This is a genomic window from Duganella paludis (assembly GCF_054461335.1).
Map to the genome: position 1 here is coordinate 6686962 of NZ_CM136922.1, position 17451 is coordinate 6704412.

Here is a 17451-nt window from a genome sequence, read left to right on the forward strand (position 1 = left end):
GATTATTTTGCTTTCGATTGTGTAAGAGTGATGGCCACAGCCACCGTCAGGCAAATCGCGCCGATGATGGCGACGCTGCCGAGGAAGCTGGGGCCGAAGCTGCCGATCAAGGTGACCAGCGGCGGACTGAGAAACTGACCGAGGAAGAAGGCGCCGCCCCACATGCCCATGCCGCGACCGCGATGTTCGAAGCCGTAGTGCTGCAATGCCCAGGTGACCAGCACCGGCAGCATCAAGCCGCCGCCGACCTGGCCCAACGCGTCCAGCGGCAGGCCGGTCACCAGGTTGGGCGCCAGCGCCACACCGATGTAGCTGACGCCGTAGAACACCAGCACGATCGCCATCCAGCGCGTGACGCTAAAGCTGGAGAACCGCTTGAACAGGTACCCGCCGATGACCGTACCGAGACTGGCGATGGTCGCCAGCACGCTGATACGCTCTGGGGAAGCCACGCCCATGTCGCCGAAGATGCGGCCATGCTGCACCGCCTGCACAAAGAACACCAGCGAGAACAGCACCGTTACGCCGCAGACCAGCAGCGTAACGCGCCACGGGAACGGCGTGGCCGGCTGCCGCTCCGCAGCGGGGGTACGGCGCGGCTCCCAGCAAACGAAGTACACCCATGCCAGCACCGCAAAGCCGCTCAGGTACAGCAGGAAGGGATAGCGCCAGTGCATGCCGGCCAGGAAGCCCCCGGACAGCAAAATGGCGGAACCGATCAACGGCGCGAACATGTTCTGGTAGCCCAGCCACTTCTGCCGGTCCTCGCCTTCGAAGTAGTCGCCCATGAGCGCATTGCCGACGGTGAGAATGGCTGCTTCCGCCAGCCCGACGATCACACGGCTAGCGACGATCAGCACGAGGCTGTCGAAGAACATCGGTGCGAGGCCCAGCAGTGCGAATGCGAACAGCGCCACCAGCAGCAGCTTGCGCCGCCCCCAGCGATCGGCGATCGCGCCCATGAAGCCCGAGAACAGCGCCACGCACAACGATGGCACGGTGATTATCATCGGAACCAGCAACTGGAAGTTGGGCACCGAGGAAAACTGCTGGAACAGTTGCGGCAAACTGGGAACCAGCGCCGCCAGCGCCAACGTGGGCATCGCCAGGATGCCCATCAGCGCGATGCCCTGCGCGCGGCCGGCCTTGCGCTGGCCGGAACCGCCGGTTCCCATCCCCGCCACGTCCGCTGCTGCAGGAGTGGGCGCTGTGCTTTGTAGTGGATTCATGGACGCCTCCTGGCTTAGCGTGCCGGCAGGTCCAGCACGTTCTGCCGGTACCAGCTGTTGAGCATCATGCCGGTGGCGATAGGCTCCGGTCCCTTGTCGCTTTCCACCACGATCCAGCCGGCGTAGCCATGCTCCCGCATGGCCGCAAGCAGCGCGGGGAAGTCCACCAGCCCCGTGCCCATCTCGCCGAACCAACGCTCGATCTCGCGTTCGCCGCCGGCGGCGATCAAAGCGCGTTCGGCGTTGGGCAGCTTGTACTCATCGAGCGTGTCGACCGCCAGCGCATCCTTGAAATGGAAATGCAGCACGCGGTCGTGGAAGCGCCGGTACAGCGCCACCACGTCATGCCCGGCGATGGTCAGTTCCGCCGTGTCGATGGCCAGGCCGACTTGTTCGCGATCACACAACTGCAGCAGCTGTTCGAATTCGCCGGCGCTGCGCAGCGCCGACAAGGCATCCACGTGCAACGCGACCTTGAGGCCCAGCGGCGCGGCCATGGCGGCCACCTGGTTCCAGCAGTCCGCAGCGGCGGCCAGGCGTTCGGCATTGAGCGCGCCCTCCTTCCAGAACGACGGGAACGGCCGCACCACCAGCAGCTTGCCGCCCAGCTCCGCCAGCATCTCCGCATGAATGCGCGCCTGCGCGACGATGCGCGCGTGGTCCGCCGGCTGGGTGCTCATCAATCCGAAATGCAGCTCTTCGAAACTCATTAAAGTCGGATCGAAGAACGTGCTAGAAACATGATTGATGCCCAGGTCCTTGAGCTTCAGGCGGAAGTGCGCCGCCGAGCCGTAGTTGATGGCGATGTTTTCCGGCCGCCCGATCGGGTCCCAGCGTCCGCTGCCGGCGTTGAGTTCCACCGCGTCGAAGCCGCAGGCCGCAGTCACCTTGAACGCGCGCTCGATTTCTTCCAGGCGCGCGAAGCTGGTGAAGCCAGCCTTCCATTGATTTACTCCATATGCCCACTTGATCATGGCCTCACCTTATGCGTAGATTTTCTTGAGTACGTGCTGGATGTACCAGGCCGACAGCGCCGTGGTTTCCGGGTAGTTGCCGCCTTCGACGTCGGCCTTGTCGTGCTCCACGCCGACCCAGCCTTCGTAGCCGCACTCCTTCATCGCCTGCATCAGCGCCGGGAAGTCCACCAGGCCGCCGGGCGTGCCCATTTCGTGGAACCAGCGCGGCGTGGTGGGCGCCATCACTTCCGCATCCGGCTTGCGGCGGTAGTCGCCGGTCAAGTCCACATGCTTGGTGTCCTTCATGTGGAAGCCGCCGCAGCGGTCCTGCAGCTTGAGGTACAGATCGACCGGATCAACGCCGGCGATCACGTGCTGCGCGGTGTCGCAGTAGAAGAACACGTAGCGCGGATCGGTCCATTCATAGAACTTGCGCAACTGTTCGGCGCTGCGGATACCGCAGAAGAACTCGTGGTGGCAGCAGGTTTTGACGCCATACTCCAGCGTCATCTTGCCGACGCGGTTCCACAGTTCCGCGCAGGCGCGCAGCTTGTCGTCGGTGACCGGCTCCACGTCGTAATACAGGCCGGCCGGCATGACGATAAAGTTCTCCACGCCCAGGCCCACGCTGGAACGCATGATGTGCTGCGCGTAGTTGAAGATGTGGTCATGCGTGGAGCGCACGTGCGGTGCGCTCTGGCGCTCGTCGTACATCACCGCGTGGAACAGGCTCAGTACCCGGTCGACACCACGCTCCTGCATGAAAGCGCGGGCGTTTTCCAGTGAACCGAACAACTCGCGCAGCGGTCCGAGATGGAAGTCGAAAGTCTCGATCGCTTCGAAACCAAGCGACGAAACCTGCTTGAGAAAAGCGTCGAAACGCTTCACCGATGTGTATTGCGATAGCTGCCCTTGCGGGGTGTCGATACGCCAATGGTCCATGTAGGCCCAGCGCAGTTTGCGTGCGGGTGCAGTCATGCCTATTCCTTTTCAGAATCAGAATGTTAGTTATGATTTGTTGCGCAACCTGGCACGCGGAGGATCCGCGCACCACGCCCGGTCAGCGCTTGGGAGGCGTAAACATGAGGAAGGCGAGCATCATGTCGCTCAGGTCTTCCAGTAACTGGTTCCACTTGCCGGCCTCGTTGAGGCGGCCGATGCTGTCCAGTCCCAGGAAACGGGCCTGGGTGGCGTAGATCAGCATCATGCCGCTGTTGATGGCGCGGTCGGGTTGCGGATGACGTATCTCTTTCGCGCAGCCCTTGATCAGGGCCATGAACTTGGCGTGGTTGTCGTTGGCGGACTTTTTACCGGCCGCCTCGATCGCCTCGTCGGTGGCGCTGCGCAGCATGAAGGAGCGCAGCACGCTGGCGTTGTCCTTGAGGATAGACCCTAGACTGGCGACTACCGCAGGCACCACCTGCGCCAGGCCGTGCGCCTCCTTGGCGATGCGCTCGGCCTCGGAATTGAACTGTTCCCCCATGCGTTCCAGGACCAGCACCTGCACCGCGCGCAGCAGCTCGTCCTTGCCGGCGACACGGCCGTACAGCGACCCGGTCGAGACGCCGGAACGCTCGCAGATCTCCGCCAGCGTAATCTGGTCGTAGGATCGCTCACGCAGCAGATCGATGGTCCCTTCGAGGATGCGTTCGAAGGATTGACGGCTGCGGCCCTGCTTCGGCGCGCGTGCGTGAGCGGTGATGGCTGGCATAGGTTTGGTGTGCTCGGTCATTGGGATAGTTGGGAAGGCAGATTATAGCCGTCCAGCCTTGAACTCCGCCACGGCAAAGTCCACCGCGCGCGCCGTCAGCGCCATATACGTCAGCGATGGGTTGACCGTGCCGCTCGACGCCATGGCCGAACCATCGGTGACGAACAGATTCGGCACGCCGTGCACCTGGTTGTGCGCATTCAGCACCGACTCCGCCGGATTGTGGCCCATGCGCGCACCGCCCATTTCGTGGATCGAGACGCCGGGCAGCGCGCGGGATGGAATCAGCTGCACGCGCTCGGCGCCGGCCGCTTTCAGCATTTGCTCCGCCTGTTTGCCGGCATCGACCGCCATCTTGCGCTCGTTCTCGCCATAAGCGACGTCGAAACTCAGTTGCGGCAGGCCGTAGTTGCCCGGCTTTTTCTCATTGAGCACAACCCGGTTGTGCGCCTGCGGCAGCTGCTCGCCAAAGGCGCCAAGGAAGGCCACCCATTTGCCGGGCCGCGCGATGTTGTGCTTCATGCCGGCGCCAAAATCGTCGGTGAGCGCGGCGGTGTTGGTCCAGTCGTCGCGCATGGCGCCGCCCTGGAAACCGTAGCCGCGCGTGAAATCGGCATCGGCATCCTGCCCGCCCACGTTGCGGAAGCGCGGCACCAGGATACCGGTGGCGCGGCGGCCCTTGTAGTTGCGGTCCTCGAAGCCCTTGATCTCGCCGAAGGCGGCCACGCCGTGATGGTCGATCAGATAGCGGCCCAGCACATCGCTATGATTGCCGATGCCGTTCGGATGCAGCGCGCTGCGCGATTGCAGCAGCACCTGCAGCGAACCGTAGGTGGACGCGCACAGGAAAATAACGCGCGCCTTGAAGGTCGTACGCTGGCCGGTCTTGGCGTCGATCACGCGCACGCCGCTGGCCTTCCTGGTCTTCGGATCGACATCGATGGCTTCCACCACGCTGTCCGTGCGCACCGTCAGGCGGCCGGTCTTCTGCGCCGCCGGCAGCGTGGAACTGAGCGTACTGAAATAGGCGCCGAACGAGCAGCCGCGATTGCAGATGTTACGGTTCTGGCACTGGCCACGGCCGTTGTGCGGCACGGTCAGGTTGGCGACGCGGCCGATGGTGACGCGGCGATCCTGCCATTTGCCTTCGATGCGCTGCTTGAGCGCGCGTTCCAGCGCCGTCATTTCCATTGGCGGCAGGTAGTGCCCGTCCGGGAAGTGCTCCAACCCTTCCGGCTGGCCGCTGACGCCGATGAACTTTTCAACGTGCGTGTACCACGGCGCCAGGTCGGCGTAGCGGATCGGCCAGTCGTTGCCGTGACCATCGCGGGCGTTGGCCAGGAAGTCGTCGTTGCCCCAGCGGTAGGACTGGCGGCCCCAGGTCAGCGAGCGACCGCCCAGGACATTGGTGCGGTGCCAGCGGAATGGCTTGATCTGCTCATACGGATTTTCGCGGTCGTTGATCCAGTAGTGGCGGTTGGCCCAGCTGAAGGCGCCGCGTTCGATCTTGCTCTGGATTTCGTATTCGCGCGCGTACAGCTCGCGCTCGGGCAGGCCGTCGTTGGGCGCCTGCCACGGCGGCGTGAACTCGTGCACATAGCCTTTCTGGTGCTCGACCAGCGCGCCGCGCTCCAGCATCAGCACTTTCATGCCCTTCTCGGTCAGTTCCTTGGCGGCCCAGCCGCCGGTGATGCCCGAGCCGATGACGATGGCGTCGAATTGGGTAGTCTTGCTCATGCGTGATCCTTAGATGACGACCTGGTATGGCCAGGTCTTGATGTCCACATTCGATTCGAACTTGCCGGGCACCGGCATGTAGCGCAGTTCCTGGTTGCTGCCGGCTTCGGAGGTGAAGTAGCCCAGCACCACCAGGTCGCGCAGGCGCAGGTAGAACGGCGCTTTCGGGTCCAGAATGCGATCGGTCAACGAGAATGTGCGGCCGCCGTATGGGCTGGCGGCGCGCAGCGCCTGCAGGATCTCGGCGCCCTGCTCCGGCGTGCAGGCCGCGTAGGCGCACTGGTAGCGCTGCTGCGCACTGGCGTCCAGGCCGGCCAGGCCGGTACGGAATATCGCGAGTTCGTCGGCCTTCATCCAGTGCGCGGACAGCGCGGCGATGAACTGCGGGACGCCGGCTTCCTGCGCACCCGGCGTATCGGTGGCGGGAACGATGATTTGCGCCGCGGCCGACAGCACGGCCATTTCGGCTGCGCTCAAGCCGGCGTTGGCTGCGGCGGTCTGTCCGTCGGCGGCGGCGCCGGCGGCTTGCAGCGCGGCGGCTGCAGCGGAAGTGGTCCACGTGGCGGCCAGCGCGCCGCCGGCCAGCAAGGCCGTCAGCACATCGCGGCGCGACACGGCAGGTGGCGCGTCATGGTGCGCGCCGCGCACGCTGGGCATTTTCCTGAATTGCACTTTACTGAAAATCATATGGGCCTTTCTGATTCGAGTCCGCAAAAATGATAGCGCTTTCCCGGCTGGTCGCTATCGCTAAACGTGCTGCTTTTATCGATAGCTCTTATCCGTGAAGGCGATACCTGTCAGAACTGGGTGCCCGCGCGCAGGCCGACAGTACGCGGCGCACCGATGCCGAAGCCTCCGGGCAGCAGGCTGTCCAGCGTGATGGTGTTTTCGAGATTGCGCGCGTAAGCCTGCACGTAGTAGCGTTGCGCCGGCGCGGTGTAGGTCGCGCTGATGTCGCTCTTGCGGTAGGCCGGTTGCCGGTAGCGGATCGCCTCGGCGAAATCGCTAAGGAAGTAGGCGCCGTTCAGCCGCGTGCCGATCCGCGCCACCACGCTTCCGCCGCTATCGAGCATGAAGGTGTGGGCATATCCGAGACTGGCGTTGTAGGCCGGTGAGCGGTCGATCTGCTGGCCCGACCAGTCGTTGCCGGCGTTCGGACGGTAGGTTTTGAACTTGCCTTCCGAGGTGGCGAGCGAGAAGTTGATGCGGTCGTCCACCGTGGCGTTGTAGCTGCCCTCCAGCTCCACGCCTTTGATCATGGCGTTGGATGCATTGGTGGTAAGCGCGCCGCAATTGGCGCCGGTGCTGCCGCTGGCGCAGACAACGGACGTCAGCTGCATGTCCTTGTAGTCGTAGTGGAAAGCGGCGGCGCCCAGGCGCAACCGGTTGCCGAGGAAACGGCCCTTGACGCCGGCTTCCACCGACGTCAGGTTCTCCGGCTTGTAGGCGGTGCCGCTGGTGTCGTTGAAGCCACCGGCCTTGTAGCCGGTCGACAGGCTGCCGTACACCATCAGCGCGGGACGCACGTCGTAGTCGGCCGCCAGGCGGAAGTTGGACTTCGCGCTTTCAACATGCGCCGTGTAGCCTGGGCCGGCGGCGTTGCCGCTGATCGGATCGTGGCCGGATTTTTCATCGCGCGTGGTGCGCGCGCCCAGCGTCAGGCGCAGGTCTTTCAGCGCGCGGTAGGTCAGCTGTCCGAACGCCGCTTTCGAACGGCTTTCGACGGTCGGCGTGAACGGCAGCACGATCAGCGGTCCCGGTGTCACCGTGTAGTAGGTGCCGGCGCGGAAGATGTCTTCGTTGAAGTGGTAGACGCCGGCCACCCAACTCAGGGCAGAATCACCGGTCGAATTCAGGCGCAGTTCATGCGTGCGCTGGGTCGATTCGCCGTTGATGGTGTTATACAAGGGGAAGCCGAAGTAGCTGCCGTTGTTCAGCTGATCGATTTTCGCATGCAGGCGCGCGAACTGGTAGGTCAGCTCGGCGGCGTCGCCCACGCTGGTCTTGAACTCCGAACGCAGCGAGGTGGCCACATCGGCCTTGTGCGAGCCCACATTCACGAAGCGGAAGGCTGCGGTCTGCTGGGCATCCGCGCCACGGTCCACGTACACCGGATTGAGCAGGTTGTTACCGCCGGCGACTGGCGTGCCATTGAAGAAGTTCGTCAGCGGCACGCTATTGGAGCCGTTGCCGCCGGCCTTGCTGCGCTCCGCCGTCAGCAGCCACGTGGTCTGCGGCGAGAAGGTGAACAGCGCATGCAGGCGACCGGCGTTGTCGTCCTGGTCGGAGAGACCCACCGTATTCGGGCCGGCGCGCAGATAGGTATTGTGGCTCACCGTCAGCGCCGCCGCGCGCAGGGCCAGCGTGCTGTTGACGGGAATATTGACCACGCCTTCCAGGCGGCGCGTCGCATAGTCGCCGATCTCGGCATCGACCCGGCCTTCGAGCTTGCTGGTCGGCTTGTTGGTGATCAGGTTGATCGCGCCGGCGGTGGCGTTGCGGCCATACAGCGTGCCCTGTGGGCCGCGCAGGACTTCGATCCGTTCCAGATCGAGGAAGCTGCCCAGTTGTGCTTCGCTGCGGCCGATGTAGGCGCCGTCCACATTGAATGCGGTAGAAGAATCGCCCTTCTCGCTGGTGTCCAGGCTCACCACGCCGCGTATCGCGACCTGCAGCTTGCCGGAGTCGGTGGAGATTTGCACATTCGGCGCCAGTTCGGTGAGCGCCACCGCGTTGGTGGCGCCGGACTGGCGCAGGTCTTCGCCGCCCAGCACCGACAGCGCGAGCGGCGTTTTCGATGCCGGCTGCGCGGTCTTCTGCGCGGTGACGATGACTTCCTGGATCTGGCCATCCTGCGCCGCTGCGTTGCCAACGCCGGTAGCCCAAAGGCTGGCGAGAACGATGGTGAGATGCGGGCGGACGAACGCGGTCCGCGACCGGTTTGATACGGTTTGCTTAGGCACTATTGTCTCCAGTCTTATGGACTATTTCAGTCCTTTTATCTGCCAGCGCCTGTATGCTCAGGCGTCATGACGGTTTTAGAATATCATATTTTCAGAACCAGAATTCTGATTTTTTAGTAGGCCACAGTTGGACTGCGCACGCCGACCACCTGCTCGGCCAAGGTGCGCAGGCTGCCGCTCACCTGCTGGTCCAGGCAACCGCCTCCGGCATCGAACAGCTTCACGCCGGCGGTGTTGAGCGTGACGCCCAACGGCGTCGGCCAGCCGCGCAGCGCGTGCACGATGGAGCGCATCGCCGCCAGCGTGGTGTTGCAGCCCTGCCACCCAGCCGCCGTGACGATGCAGCCGACCGGCATGCCGTCCAGGTACACACGCTCGTCTGCGCGCAGGTCTTCCAGCAGGTCGATGGCGTTCTTCACCAGGCCCGATACGCCGCCGTGGTATCCCGGCGAGGCGAAGATCACGGCGTCGGCGCGGCGCACTGCTTCCACCAGCGCGCGCTGGCCCTCGGTGCGGTCGCTTTGCTCGGGTGAGTAGCTGGCCAGCGAGGCCAGTTCCTCGCCGCCGAACAGGCGCGTTTCGGCGCCCAGTTCCTCGGCGTGATGCAGTGCTGCGCGCAAGGCGCTCTCGGTGCTGGAGCCCGGACGGGTGGTACCGCCGATGCCGACGATGAAAGGCGCGCGGCCACTGGCGCGGGCGGCGTTGGTCAATTGGTTCATGCTTGGTCTCCTTGAATTGTGATCGTTGCCGACAGCGGCAGCTCCGCACTGGAGCGGCCGGCCAGCAATTGAATCGGTCCTTGTAGCGTGGTCCAGCCGCCGTCTTGCCAGGTTTGCAGGCGGCGCAATGCCACCGGAATGCGCACCTCGGTGTGCGCGCCCGCCTCCAGCCACACCTTGGCGTAGCCGACCAGCGTCAGCTCGGGCAGCATGCGGTAGACCTGGACAACTTCGGCGCCGGCGCGCTGACCGGTGTTGCGCAGTTGGAGCGTGAACTCGCAGCCGTCTTCGGTGACCTGCGCGCGCGGTTCGGTCAAATCGAATGTCGTGTAGCCTAGTCCCGCGCCGAACGCCTGCCGTGCCGCCACACCGCGAGCAGCCAGGCCGCGATAACCGAAGCGCACGCCGTCGCTGTAATGCAGGTCGCCTTTGGCGTCCGGTTGCAGCGACAGGGCCGGATAGTCGGCATCCTGGCGGGCGATGGTGACCGGCATGCGACCACCGGGTTCGCGGTCGCCGGCCAGCACCTGCGCCAGCGCCGGACCGAATTCCTCGCCGGGATACCAGCAGTGCAGCACCGCCTTGGCCTGTTGCTCCCAGTTGGTGTCGAAGGCATGGCCGACGTTGGTCACGATGACCGTGTTCGGATTGGCCGCGCAGACGCGTTCAATCAGCGCCAGCTGCTCGGCCGGCAGATAGGTGTCCGGACGGTCCTTGCTTTCCACGCTGGCGTCCGAGGTCTCGCCGACCATCAGGATCACGGCGTCCGCTTGCGAGGCCGCATTGACTGCGTCCGCCATCATGGCTTCGGCGGTGCCGGGTGCGCGCACGCCGTACCAAAGACCCTGACAGCGCGCCGGCGTGTAGCGCAGTTCGACCACCACTTCCACGCTGGCGCCCTGCTCCAACGCGATGGCGACGCTATCGGCGTCGCCACTTTTCAGACGGCCCATCACGTCCCCCGGCGCCAGTTGTTCGTCGCGGCGGAACACTTCCTTGCCGCCGACCAGCAAGCGCAGCGCGCCAGTGCCACCGACATAAAACAGGTGCTCGCCGCTTTCGCTGGCCGTGTAGATGCCGCTGGCGCGGGTGCCGGCGTTGGCCTGCAAGGCGCCCGCTTGGTGCACGCCGTGGAACCAGGTCAGCGAATTCGTGTCGCGCGTTTCGCTCAACAGCGGTGCGCCGGCCATGTCGGCGTTGCCGAAGTAATCAATGGTCATGCCCTTGCTGCAGCCGTCGTCGAGCGCACGCGCCGGACGCACCGCCATGCGCGGCAGCTTGGGTTGCGGATCGACGCCGGGCACGTAGGTGGTGACGGCATCGCCGAAGCGCGCACGCAGCGCGTCGACCGGCAGCACGGCATCCGGCTTAACCGCAATCTTGGCGAAGGTGCCGCCCTGGTAGCAAGGCGCGCTGGCGTTGGGACCGATCAGCGCGATGCGCGGCCAACGCTTCGGGTCCAACGGCAGCATCGCATCGTCGTTGCGCACCAGGGTGAAGCCGCCGGCGGCCGCTTCGATCAACAACTCCGAAGCTGCGGTGGCATCCATGGGCGTGCCTTTGCCGGTCGCGAAGCGGCCAGCGGCAACGGCCACACGTTGCGCCGCGTCCCGCAGGCGTTCAAGCTGCACCTGCCCTTCCGCCACGGCGGCGGCGCTGCGTGCGCCGAGGAAGCGCGCGGGGCCTGGCATTTCCAGGTCCAGTCCACCGGTCAGCGAGCCGACCGTGGAATGGGTGCCGAACCAATCGCTCATGAACACACCGGGGAAGCGCCACTCATTCTTGGCGATGTCGCGCACCACCGGGCCGGATTCCGCGCACCAGGCGCCGTTGATTTTGTTGTAGGCGGTGAGCATGCCCGCGCAGCCGGCTTGCGCCGCCATCTCGAACGGCAGCAGATAGACTTCGCGCAGGGTGCGTTCATCCACCACGGCGTTCATCTTATCGCGTTCCGTTTCGCTGTCGTTGCAGACCAGGTGCTTGGCGATGGAGCCGGTGCCGACCGACTGGCAGCCCTGTATCCAGGCCACGCCCAGCGTGCCGCACAACAGAGGGTCTTCGGAAAAGTATTCGAAGGCGCGGCCGGACAGCGGGCTGCGCGCCATGTTCAAGTTAGGCGCCAGCATCAGATCGACGCCGCGCCGTATCGCCTCGCCGCCGACCAGTCGTCCGACGCGCTGCACCAGCGCCGGGTCCCAGCTCGCCCCCAGCGCCAGCGGCGATGGCGTCAGCAAGGAGATGTCGCGTTCATCGACGCGCGCGCCGGCCACTCCCATCGGGCCATCGGCCATGCTGAGCGAAGCAACGCCGGCTTCCGGTATCGCCGCCGTGGTCCACATGGTGGCGCCGGCGGTCAGTGTCGCCATTTGGTCCACGCTTAGTTCTTTAGTCATTGTCGTCTCCATCTCCTGCTGTCGCCTTGATTATTTAAATGCCGGCAGCACGTGTTCAGCCAGCAGCTTCAGGGTCTGGTTGGCATAGGCCAGGCGTTTTTCCGTCAGCGGTCCGGTGGTGGTGCCGCACAGGATATTGCCGATGCCGACTTTCTGATAAGCGCGCAGTTTCTTGATGACGGTCTCCGGGCTGCCGTACAGGCACCAGGTGGCCATCCAGTCTTCGGTGAGCGCGCCGCCGGTGCGGTCGGTCTTCTTGTTGGCGTCGTCGGCTTCGGCCTTGGCGTTGAAGGCGGCTTCGCGGTCGACCGCTTCCTGGTAGGCGGTGAGGATCTCCTGTACTTCCTGGTGCGCCTGCTCGTCAGTCGGCGCCAGGTGCACGCACTGGTAGCTGTGGGTGGTCCACGACAGCGCGTCGGCGACGGTTTCATCGGAGTGGCCGGCGGTGGTCAGCTGCTCGTAGTAGCTGCTGAAGTATTTCTTCACGTGGGTCAGCGGCTCGGTGCCGCCGATTTTAGGTGGCGTGAAGGCGGGGATGAAGGCCGGCCAACCGTTGACAGCGGCGCGCGTGGTGCTGCTTTCCTTCATGGCCACCGGCATCAGGCGGGCTTGTTTCTGGCCATATGGCGCCGGTGCGATACGCTGCAGCACGCGACCCTTGTGGAAGCCGTGCAGTTCGATCGCTTCGTCGGTGATGTCTTTCTTCCACAGCGCTTCGGCTGCTTGCAGATTTTCTTCGGCGATGCGGCCGGCGTCCTTGTAGTTGACGCCGAAACCGATCATCTCTTCCGGTGTGGTGCCCGAACCGATGCCGACCAGCAGCTTGCCCTTGGTGAGGTGATCGAGAATGTTGATGCGTTCGACGAAGCGTACCGGATGGTGCAGCGGCACCGAGGTGACCGAGAAGCCGAAGTGCATGTCCGGCAGCTTGGCCGCCAGGTAGGAGGCGAACATATAGCTGTCGCTGGCGACCGGCATGTAGCCGTTGAAGTGGTGGTCGGGCAGGAAGATGGCGTCGAAGCCGAGCTTGCCGGCCAGCAGCGCGTGCTGTTCCAGGTCGACGATCAGCTGTTTGTCGGCATCCGCGCTCATGGTGCGGGCATTGAGGAAGACGGAGAAGCGCATGATGGGTCCCTTTTATGAGTATGATGGAAATCCGTTAAATCAGAATCCGAATTCTAATTATAGTATTTCGCCGACTCCGGGAAGTCAATCATCGATGTATTCAAGTTTTGGATAGCGGGAATGCGCGGGACCGATAGCACCGGAAATGGAACTCTCAGCGTACTCCCCTGTCTTACCGGATATGAATCAAAAAGAGTTCGATCGGGCCCATCAGGCCATCAATGAGCTGCGCAGGCTGATGCTGGAACGTTTTGAGCACCAAGACGCCCGTATCAACGAGCTGCGCGCGTATTTCGATCACAAGATCGAAGGAGGCTTGAAAGAAGTGCGCAGGGAGGCCAGCATCAACATGCGTTGGATGATGGGCATGTGGCTGACCACGATGGGACTAATTGCCGGCCTGTACGGAAGAGTGTTCGGCATCTACTGAGCGCTGCAACAGGCTGGCGATCTCCACCGGCCGGCCGGACAGGTAGCCCTGCACCAGAGTGCAGTCGAACTGCCGCAGGAACTCCAGCTGCGCCGCGCTTTCCACGCCTTCGGCAATCACACGCAAGTGCATATTCAAGCCCAGATCGATGATGGTGCGCACAATTGCACAGTCGTTGCGATCATGCGGCACACCCTGCAGGAACACGCGGTCCACCTTGATCGAGCTGATCGGCAAGGTCTTCAGCAGCGACAGCGAGGAATATCCCATGCCGAAGTCATCCAGGCTGATTTCAAAGCCCAGCCGCACCAGCTCGCGCATGATCGGCAAGGTCTTCTCGATACGCCGCATCAGCACGCCTTCGGTCAACTCCAGGCAGATGCGCGCCGGATCGACGCCGGCGGCCTCCACCATCGCCATCAACTCGCGCGGCAGATCGTCATCGAGGAACTCCGGCGCGGCCATATTCACGTGCACCTGTATCTCCGGCATGCCGGCAGCCTGCAGCAGCGGCAGGTCGCGGCAGACCTGCTCGATCACCCAGCGCCCGATAAAGACGATCAGCCGGCTCTGCTCGGCCACCGGGATGAATTGATCGGGCGGCACCACGGTCCCATCAGCCTTGCGCCAACGGATCAGCGCTTCCAGCGCCACCACGCTATCGCTGTGCAGGTCGTAGATAGGCTGGTATTCGACAAAGAACTCGTTGCGCTGCAGCGCATCCTGCAAGGCCGACAACATCAGTAGCTGCGAGGCCACCACGTGCTGCTGGGTGTCATTGTCCTTGCTGAAATGACTGACCAGGTTGCGGCCGTTGCGCTTGCTCAGGTACATGGCGGCGTCGGCCGCGTGCAGCAGCTGGGCGGTGTCGGCCCCATGCAGGGGAAACATGCTGACACCGATGCTGGCCGACACCGACAGGTCATGACCCAGATAGTTGAAGCGGGTGCGGGCAGCGTCGAGCACGGCGGCGGCCAGGACATCGAGCGCCAGCCGATCCCATCCGGCCGGCGCCAGCATGGCGAACTCATCGCCGCCCAGCCGCGCCACGAAGGCGCCGGCCGGCGCCAGTCGCCGCAGGCGGTCGGCGAACTCGCACAGCACCACATTGCCGGCCGCATGCCCGAAGCCGTCGTTGATGGGCTTGAACTGGTCCAGGTCGATATACAGCAAACCGAACTTTTCGCCGGCCGCGCAGGCCGCATCGAGCAGCGCATGGAAATGGGCGCGATTGAACAGGCCGGTCATCTCATCGGTCTGGGCCAGCACCCGCACGCGCTCCTGCTGCACCATGCGCTGGCCGGTCTGCGCGATCAGCGCGCTGATCGATTCTGCCAGTCCGGGCAACTGCGCCTCGCGCTGGCGCGGCGCGGCGCTGAAGAACTCCAGCACGCCGGCGCTGTGCAGGCGGCCATCGGCGGCGACATACGTCACCGGGAAGAAGAAGCCCGACTGCAAGCCGCAATGCACCGCCGTTTGCACGCGCGACACGTCGCTGTGGTTGCTGCTGACATCGACCCATAGCGACTGTCCGCTCACCCAGGTCTGGCCCACCGCCCCCTGTCCCGGTTCGACCACCAAGGTGGCGGCCGCGCTGCGGAACTGCGAATAATCACGATCCGGCGTATGCCAGATATGCCGGCAACGCAGCACCTCGGCCGAACCATCGTGCTCCAACGCCCAGAACGCGCCCCACTCCCAACCCAGCTCCTCGCACACCAGGTGGATAATCTTGTACACCGCCTCATCCAGGGTATCGGTGCCGATCAGGTATTGGGTCAGGGCGAAATTGAAGCGTTCGCGCAGCGCGGCCCGCTTCATCACGGTGACATCGGTCAGCATGCCGCTGGCTACCGGGCGTTGCTCGGCCGCCACCGACTGCAGCCGCAGCCAGCGCACGCCCTGCTCCCGGTCAACCAGGCGGAACTCGCACACCACCGCCGAGCCGCGCGCCGCAATGGTCGCCAAAGCGGCATCCAGCTCGGCCCGATCCTCCGGCACCACGCGCGCGATCCAGGGCTCTTGCGCCTCAAGCGGCTCCACACCCAGCAGACGCATCGCCACCGAGGAAAGGCACAATTGCGGTGCGACGCGCAGCATCGACCAGCGGCCCAGCCCGGCGATGTGGTCTATCGGATCGTTGTCTGCCGTTACAACACACTGCATCAAGTCGTTCATTCGCGCTTTCCAAATGGTGCCCCCGCCCGGTCAGGCACTCTTCGCACCAAAGCGGGGATGTCTTGCACCATTGGCAAACACCTTGGTGCAGCCGACAAGTATTTGCCGTGCTGCATGTTGCTATGCAGTATTCATGCCACCTTGGCGAACAAACGTTCGATTTCCTCCAGCGACTTCCCTTTGGTTTCAGGCAGGAAGAACGCGGAAGTGATGAAATACACCACTGTGCAAGCAGTCCAGAACAGGAACATCACGTGGAAGCCGTAGTTGCCGACGATGGGCAGGAAGGCGCCGGCGATCAGCGTTCCGGTGCCCTGGTTGATCAGCAAGGCCACGCCCATGCCCACCGAACGTATCCGGGTAGGCATCAGTTCCGAGAGCGCCAGCCAGACGCACACGCCCGGCCCGATCGAAAAGAAGGCGATGAAGCCGCCGATGCACAGCGCCGCCAACAGGCCGGTCGTGCGGCTCGGCGTGGGCCCGACACTGGCGCGCAGGATCTGCAATGGCGCCTGGCCCGCAGCCGCGCTGATGGCCTGCACTTTCACATGCTGGGCCGCGTGCACGCGCCGCGCCGCGTTCAGCGCCTCGCGTGATGCCGGCGGCAGCGTGGCGATCAGTTGCTGCGCCTGATCCGCCGCAGCGGCCGCACCGCGCCCGCTCCATGCCAGCTGCGCCTGCTCCAGCAAGGTGCGCTGGTCCGCCGGCAAGGCCTGCGTCACATCGGCCGCGCGCTTCAACACGGCTTGCGACGCCTCGGTCGGCGTGTACGCCTCCGCCACCTGCTGGTGATCGCCATACTGATACAGGATGCTGAGCTGCACCGCGCCTTGTCCGGCCCAGCGTGAATCCGCCAGATTGAAATCGAGCCGGTTGTCCTTCACCAGCGCCGCCACGTCCGCGCGCACATCCACGCGCTGCGACTCGAAGCGGTAGAACAATCCAGCCAGCAGGCATAGCGACACGATGATGCCGCCCGTGCCCAGCTTGAGCAGGAACACCCTGCCCTTGCGCTCGACCAGCACGATCGCCACCACCGTCATCACCGAATTGAGGATCTTGATGACCGTGCCGTAGCCGGCCGCCGCCACCGGGTCCAGGCCGGCCTTCTGCAAAATGGTGGACATGAACTGCAGCACCGAGTTGATGCCGGTGGCCTGGTTGCAGCCGAGGATGATGCAGGCCAGGATAAACGGCAGCACATAACGGCGCTCGGTCAGCATCTCGGTCACGGCCGCCATCGGCGCCAGCTTCGGCCGCGCGCGTTCCACCGCCAGCGCGTTGCCGATCTCGTTGAACTCCGTCTCGGCGCTCGCCTGTGGGAGCAGACGCGCCAAGGCGGCACGTGCTTTCTCAGGCCGTCCATGACGTATCAGCCAGCGCGGCGATTCCGACACCAGGCAACTGCCGATGAAAAACAGCGCGCCCGGATACATCACGGTCAGGAACATGCTGCGCCAGGCGTGATCGGCCGCTGCCACGATACGCAGCTGATCGGCGCCGGCCGCCTGTATCTCCAGCTCCGCATTGCCCAGATAGTGGTTGCCGACGAAGGCTGCCAGCACGATACCGGTCGTCAGCATGAACTGGAACACCGCCACGCCGCGTCCGCGCTGCGCGGCGGGCAGGCACTCGGCCAGATACAGCGGCACCACCACCGCAATCACGCCACCGCTCATGCCTTGCAGCAGACGACCCAGCATCAGCGGCACGAAGGACTGCGACAGATAGATGACCGCCACGCTGCCGACGAACATCAGCGCGCTGACCACCATCATCGGCTTGCGGCCCAGCCAATCGGCAAGCGCGCCCGCCACCACCGATCCCAGAATGGAACCGGCCAGCACCGCCGCCACCACCAGCGACAACTGGCCTTCGGACAGGCTGGTGGAGCGATTCAAATACGGCAGCGCCGGATCGATGATGCCGATATCGATCCCGTACAGCAGCCCCGCCAGGCCGCTGACCACGGCCAAAAACATCTGATAGGTTTTTTGTGAAGTCATGGCG

At 64.4% G+C, this 17451-nt stretch carries 13 protein-coding genes; 1 reads left to right on the plus strand and 12 read right to left on the minus strand.

The features are described 5' to 3' along the window. Positions 1–2: 2 nt before the first annotated feature. The 10 genes from ACXZ1M_RS29380 to ACXZ1M_RS29425 all read right to left on the minus strand — a co-directional run bounded on the left by ACXZ1M_RS29380 (position 3) and on the right by ACXZ1M_RS29425 (position 12833). A complete protein-coding gene (locus tag ACXZ1M_RS29380; protein ID WP_459051127.1) occupies positions 3–1229 on the minus strand; it encodes an MFS transporter in 1227 nt (408 codons plus the stop codon). 14 nt (positions 1230–1243) lie between these two features. Beyond that, positions 1244–2203: a sugar phosphate isomerase/epimerase family protein gene (locus tag ACXZ1M_RS29385; protein ID WP_459051128.1), complete on the minus strand. Its 960-nt coding sequence runs from the start codon at positions 2201–2203 to the stop codon at positions 1244–1246. Between the two features lie 9 nt (positions 2204–2212). Beyond that, positions 2213–3163 (minus strand): sugar phosphate isomerase/epimerase family protein, encoded by a 951-nt coding sequence (locus ACXZ1M_RS29390; protein ID WP_459051129.1) that lies wholly within the window; start codon positions 3161–3163, stop codon positions 2213–2215. Between the two features lie 82 nt (positions 3164–3245). Then, positions 3246–3896, minus strand: a complete 651-nt coding sequence (locus ACXZ1M_RS29395; RefSeq protein ID WP_459051130.1) for a TetR/AcrR family transcriptional regulator — start codon at positions 3894–3896, stop codon at positions 3246–3248. Between the two features lie 42 nt (positions 3897–3938). Further along, positions 3939–5633, minus strand: a complete 1695-nt coding sequence (locus ACXZ1M_RS29400; RefSeq protein ID WP_459051131.1) for a GMC oxidoreductase — start codon at positions 5631–5633, stop codon at positions 3939–3941. A gap of 9 nt (positions 5634–5642) precedes the next feature. Continuing rightward, on the minus strand, positions 5643–6320 hold the full coding sequence (locus ACXZ1M_RS29405) for a gluconate 2-dehydrogenase subunit 3 family protein (RefSeq protein ID WP_459051132.1): 678 nt from the start codon (positions 6318–6320) through the stop codon (positions 5643–5645). Between the two features lie 110 nt (positions 6321–6430). Beyond that, positions 6431–8596, minus strand: a complete 2166-nt coding sequence (locus tag ACXZ1M_RS29410) for a TonB-dependent receptor (RefSeq protein ID WP_459051133.1) — start codon at positions 8594–8596, stop codon at positions 6431–6433. A 113-nt stretch (positions 8597–8709) separates the two neighbouring features. Next, positions 8710–9315 carry an NADPH-dependent FMN reductase gene (locus tag ACXZ1M_RS29415; protein ID WP_459051134.1) on the minus strand — a complete coding sequence of 202 codons (606 nt, stop codon included), beginning with the start codon at positions 9313–9315 and terminating at the stop codon, positions 8710–8712. After that, positions 9312–11708, minus strand: coding sequence for a beta-glucosidase (locus ACXZ1M_RS29420; RefSeq protein WP_459051135.1), 2397 nt, complete (start codon positions 11706–11708; stop codon positions 9312–9314). Before ACXZ1M_RS29420 ends, ACXZ1M_RS29415 begins: the two co-directional genes overlap by 4 nt. 30 nt (positions 11709–11738) lie before the next feature. Beyond that, positions 11739–12833 carry an LLM class flavin-dependent oxidoreductase gene (locus tag ACXZ1M_RS29425; protein WP_459051136.1) on the minus strand — a complete coding sequence of 365 codons (1095 nt, stop codon included), beginning with the start codon at positions 12831–12833 and terminating at the stop codon, positions 11739–11741. Positions 12834–12978: 145 nt separating this feature from the next. On the opposite strand from ACXZ1M_RS29425, the gene ACXZ1M_RS29430 reads away from it, so the two are divergent. After that, a complete protein-coding gene (locus tag ACXZ1M_RS29430; protein ID WP_459051137.1) occupies positions 12979–13263 on the plus strand; it encodes a hypothetical protein in 285 nt (94 codons plus the stop codon). On the opposite strand, the gene ACXZ1M_RS29435 is transcribed toward ACXZ1M_RS29430, so the two are convergent. Both ACXZ1M_RS29435 and ACXZ1M_RS29440 read right to left on the minus strand, forming a co-directional pair. Further along, complete coding sequence (locus ACXZ1M_RS29435; protein WP_459051138.1) at positions 13222–15441, minus strand: putative bifunctional diguanylate cyclase/phosphodiesterase; 2220 nt, start codon at positions 15439–15441, stop codon at positions 13222–13224. The genes ACXZ1M_RS29430 and ACXZ1M_RS29435 overlap by 42 nt on opposite strands. 131 nt (positions 15442–15572) lie before the next feature. Beyond that, positions 15573–17447: an MFS transporter gene (locus ACXZ1M_RS29440; protein ID WP_459051139.1), complete on the minus strand. Its 1875-nt coding sequence runs from the start codon at positions 17445–17447 to the stop codon at positions 15573–15575. Between the last annotated feature and the right edge of the window lie 4 nt (positions 17448–17451).

Excerpts from the sequence above, each read along its gene's own strand:
- ACXZ1M_RS29380 (WP_459051127.1), bottom strand. The coding sequence starts at position 1,229 with ATGAATCCACTACAAAGCACAGCGCCCACTCCTGCAGCAGCGGACGTG.
- ACXZ1M_RS29385 (WP_459051128.1), bottom strand. The coding sequence starts at position 2,203 with ATGATCAAGTGGGCATATGGAGTAAATCAATGGAAGGCTGGCTTCACC.
- ACXZ1M_RS29390 (WP_459051129.1), bottom strand. The coding sequence starts at position 3,163 with ATGACTGCACCCGCACGCAAACTGCGCTGGGCCTACATGGACCATTGG.
- ACXZ1M_RS29395 (WP_459051130.1), bottom strand. The coding sequence starts at position 3,896 with ATGCCAGCCATCACCGCTCACGCACGCGCGCCGAAGCAGGGCCGCAGC.
- ACXZ1M_RS29400 (WP_459051131.1), bottom strand. The coding sequence starts at position 5,633 with ATGAGCAAGACTACCCAATTCGACGCCATCGTCATCGGCTCGGGCATC.
- ACXZ1M_RS29405 (WP_459051132.1), bottom strand. The coding sequence starts at position 6,320 with ATGATTTTCAGTAAAGTGCAATTCAGGAAAATGCCCAGCGTGCGCGGC.
- ACXZ1M_RS29415 (WP_459051134.1), bottom strand. The coding sequence starts at position 9,315 with ATGAACCAATTGACCAACGCCGCCCGCGCCAGTGGCCGCGCGCCTTTC.
- ACXZ1M_RS29420 (WP_459051135.1), bottom strand. The coding sequence starts at position 11,708 with ATGACTAAAGAACTAAGCGTGGACCAAATGGCGACACTGACCGCCGGC.
- ACXZ1M_RS29425 (WP_459051136.1), bottom strand. The coding sequence starts at position 12,833 with ATGCGCTTCTCCGTCTTCCTCAATGCCCGCACCATGAGCGCGGATGCC.
- ACXZ1M_RS29430 (WP_459051137.1), top strand. The coding sequence starts at position 12,979 with ATGGAACTCTCAGCGTACTCCCCTGTCTTACCGGATATGAATCAAAAA.
- ACXZ1M_RS29435 (WP_459051138.1), bottom strand. The coding sequence starts at position 15,441 with ATGAACGACTTGATGCAGTGTGTTGTAACGGCAGACAACGATCCGATA.
- ACXZ1M_RS29440 (WP_459051139.1), bottom strand. The coding sequence starts at position 17,447 with ATGACTTCACAAAAAACCTATCAGATGTTTTTGGCCGTGGTCAGCGGC.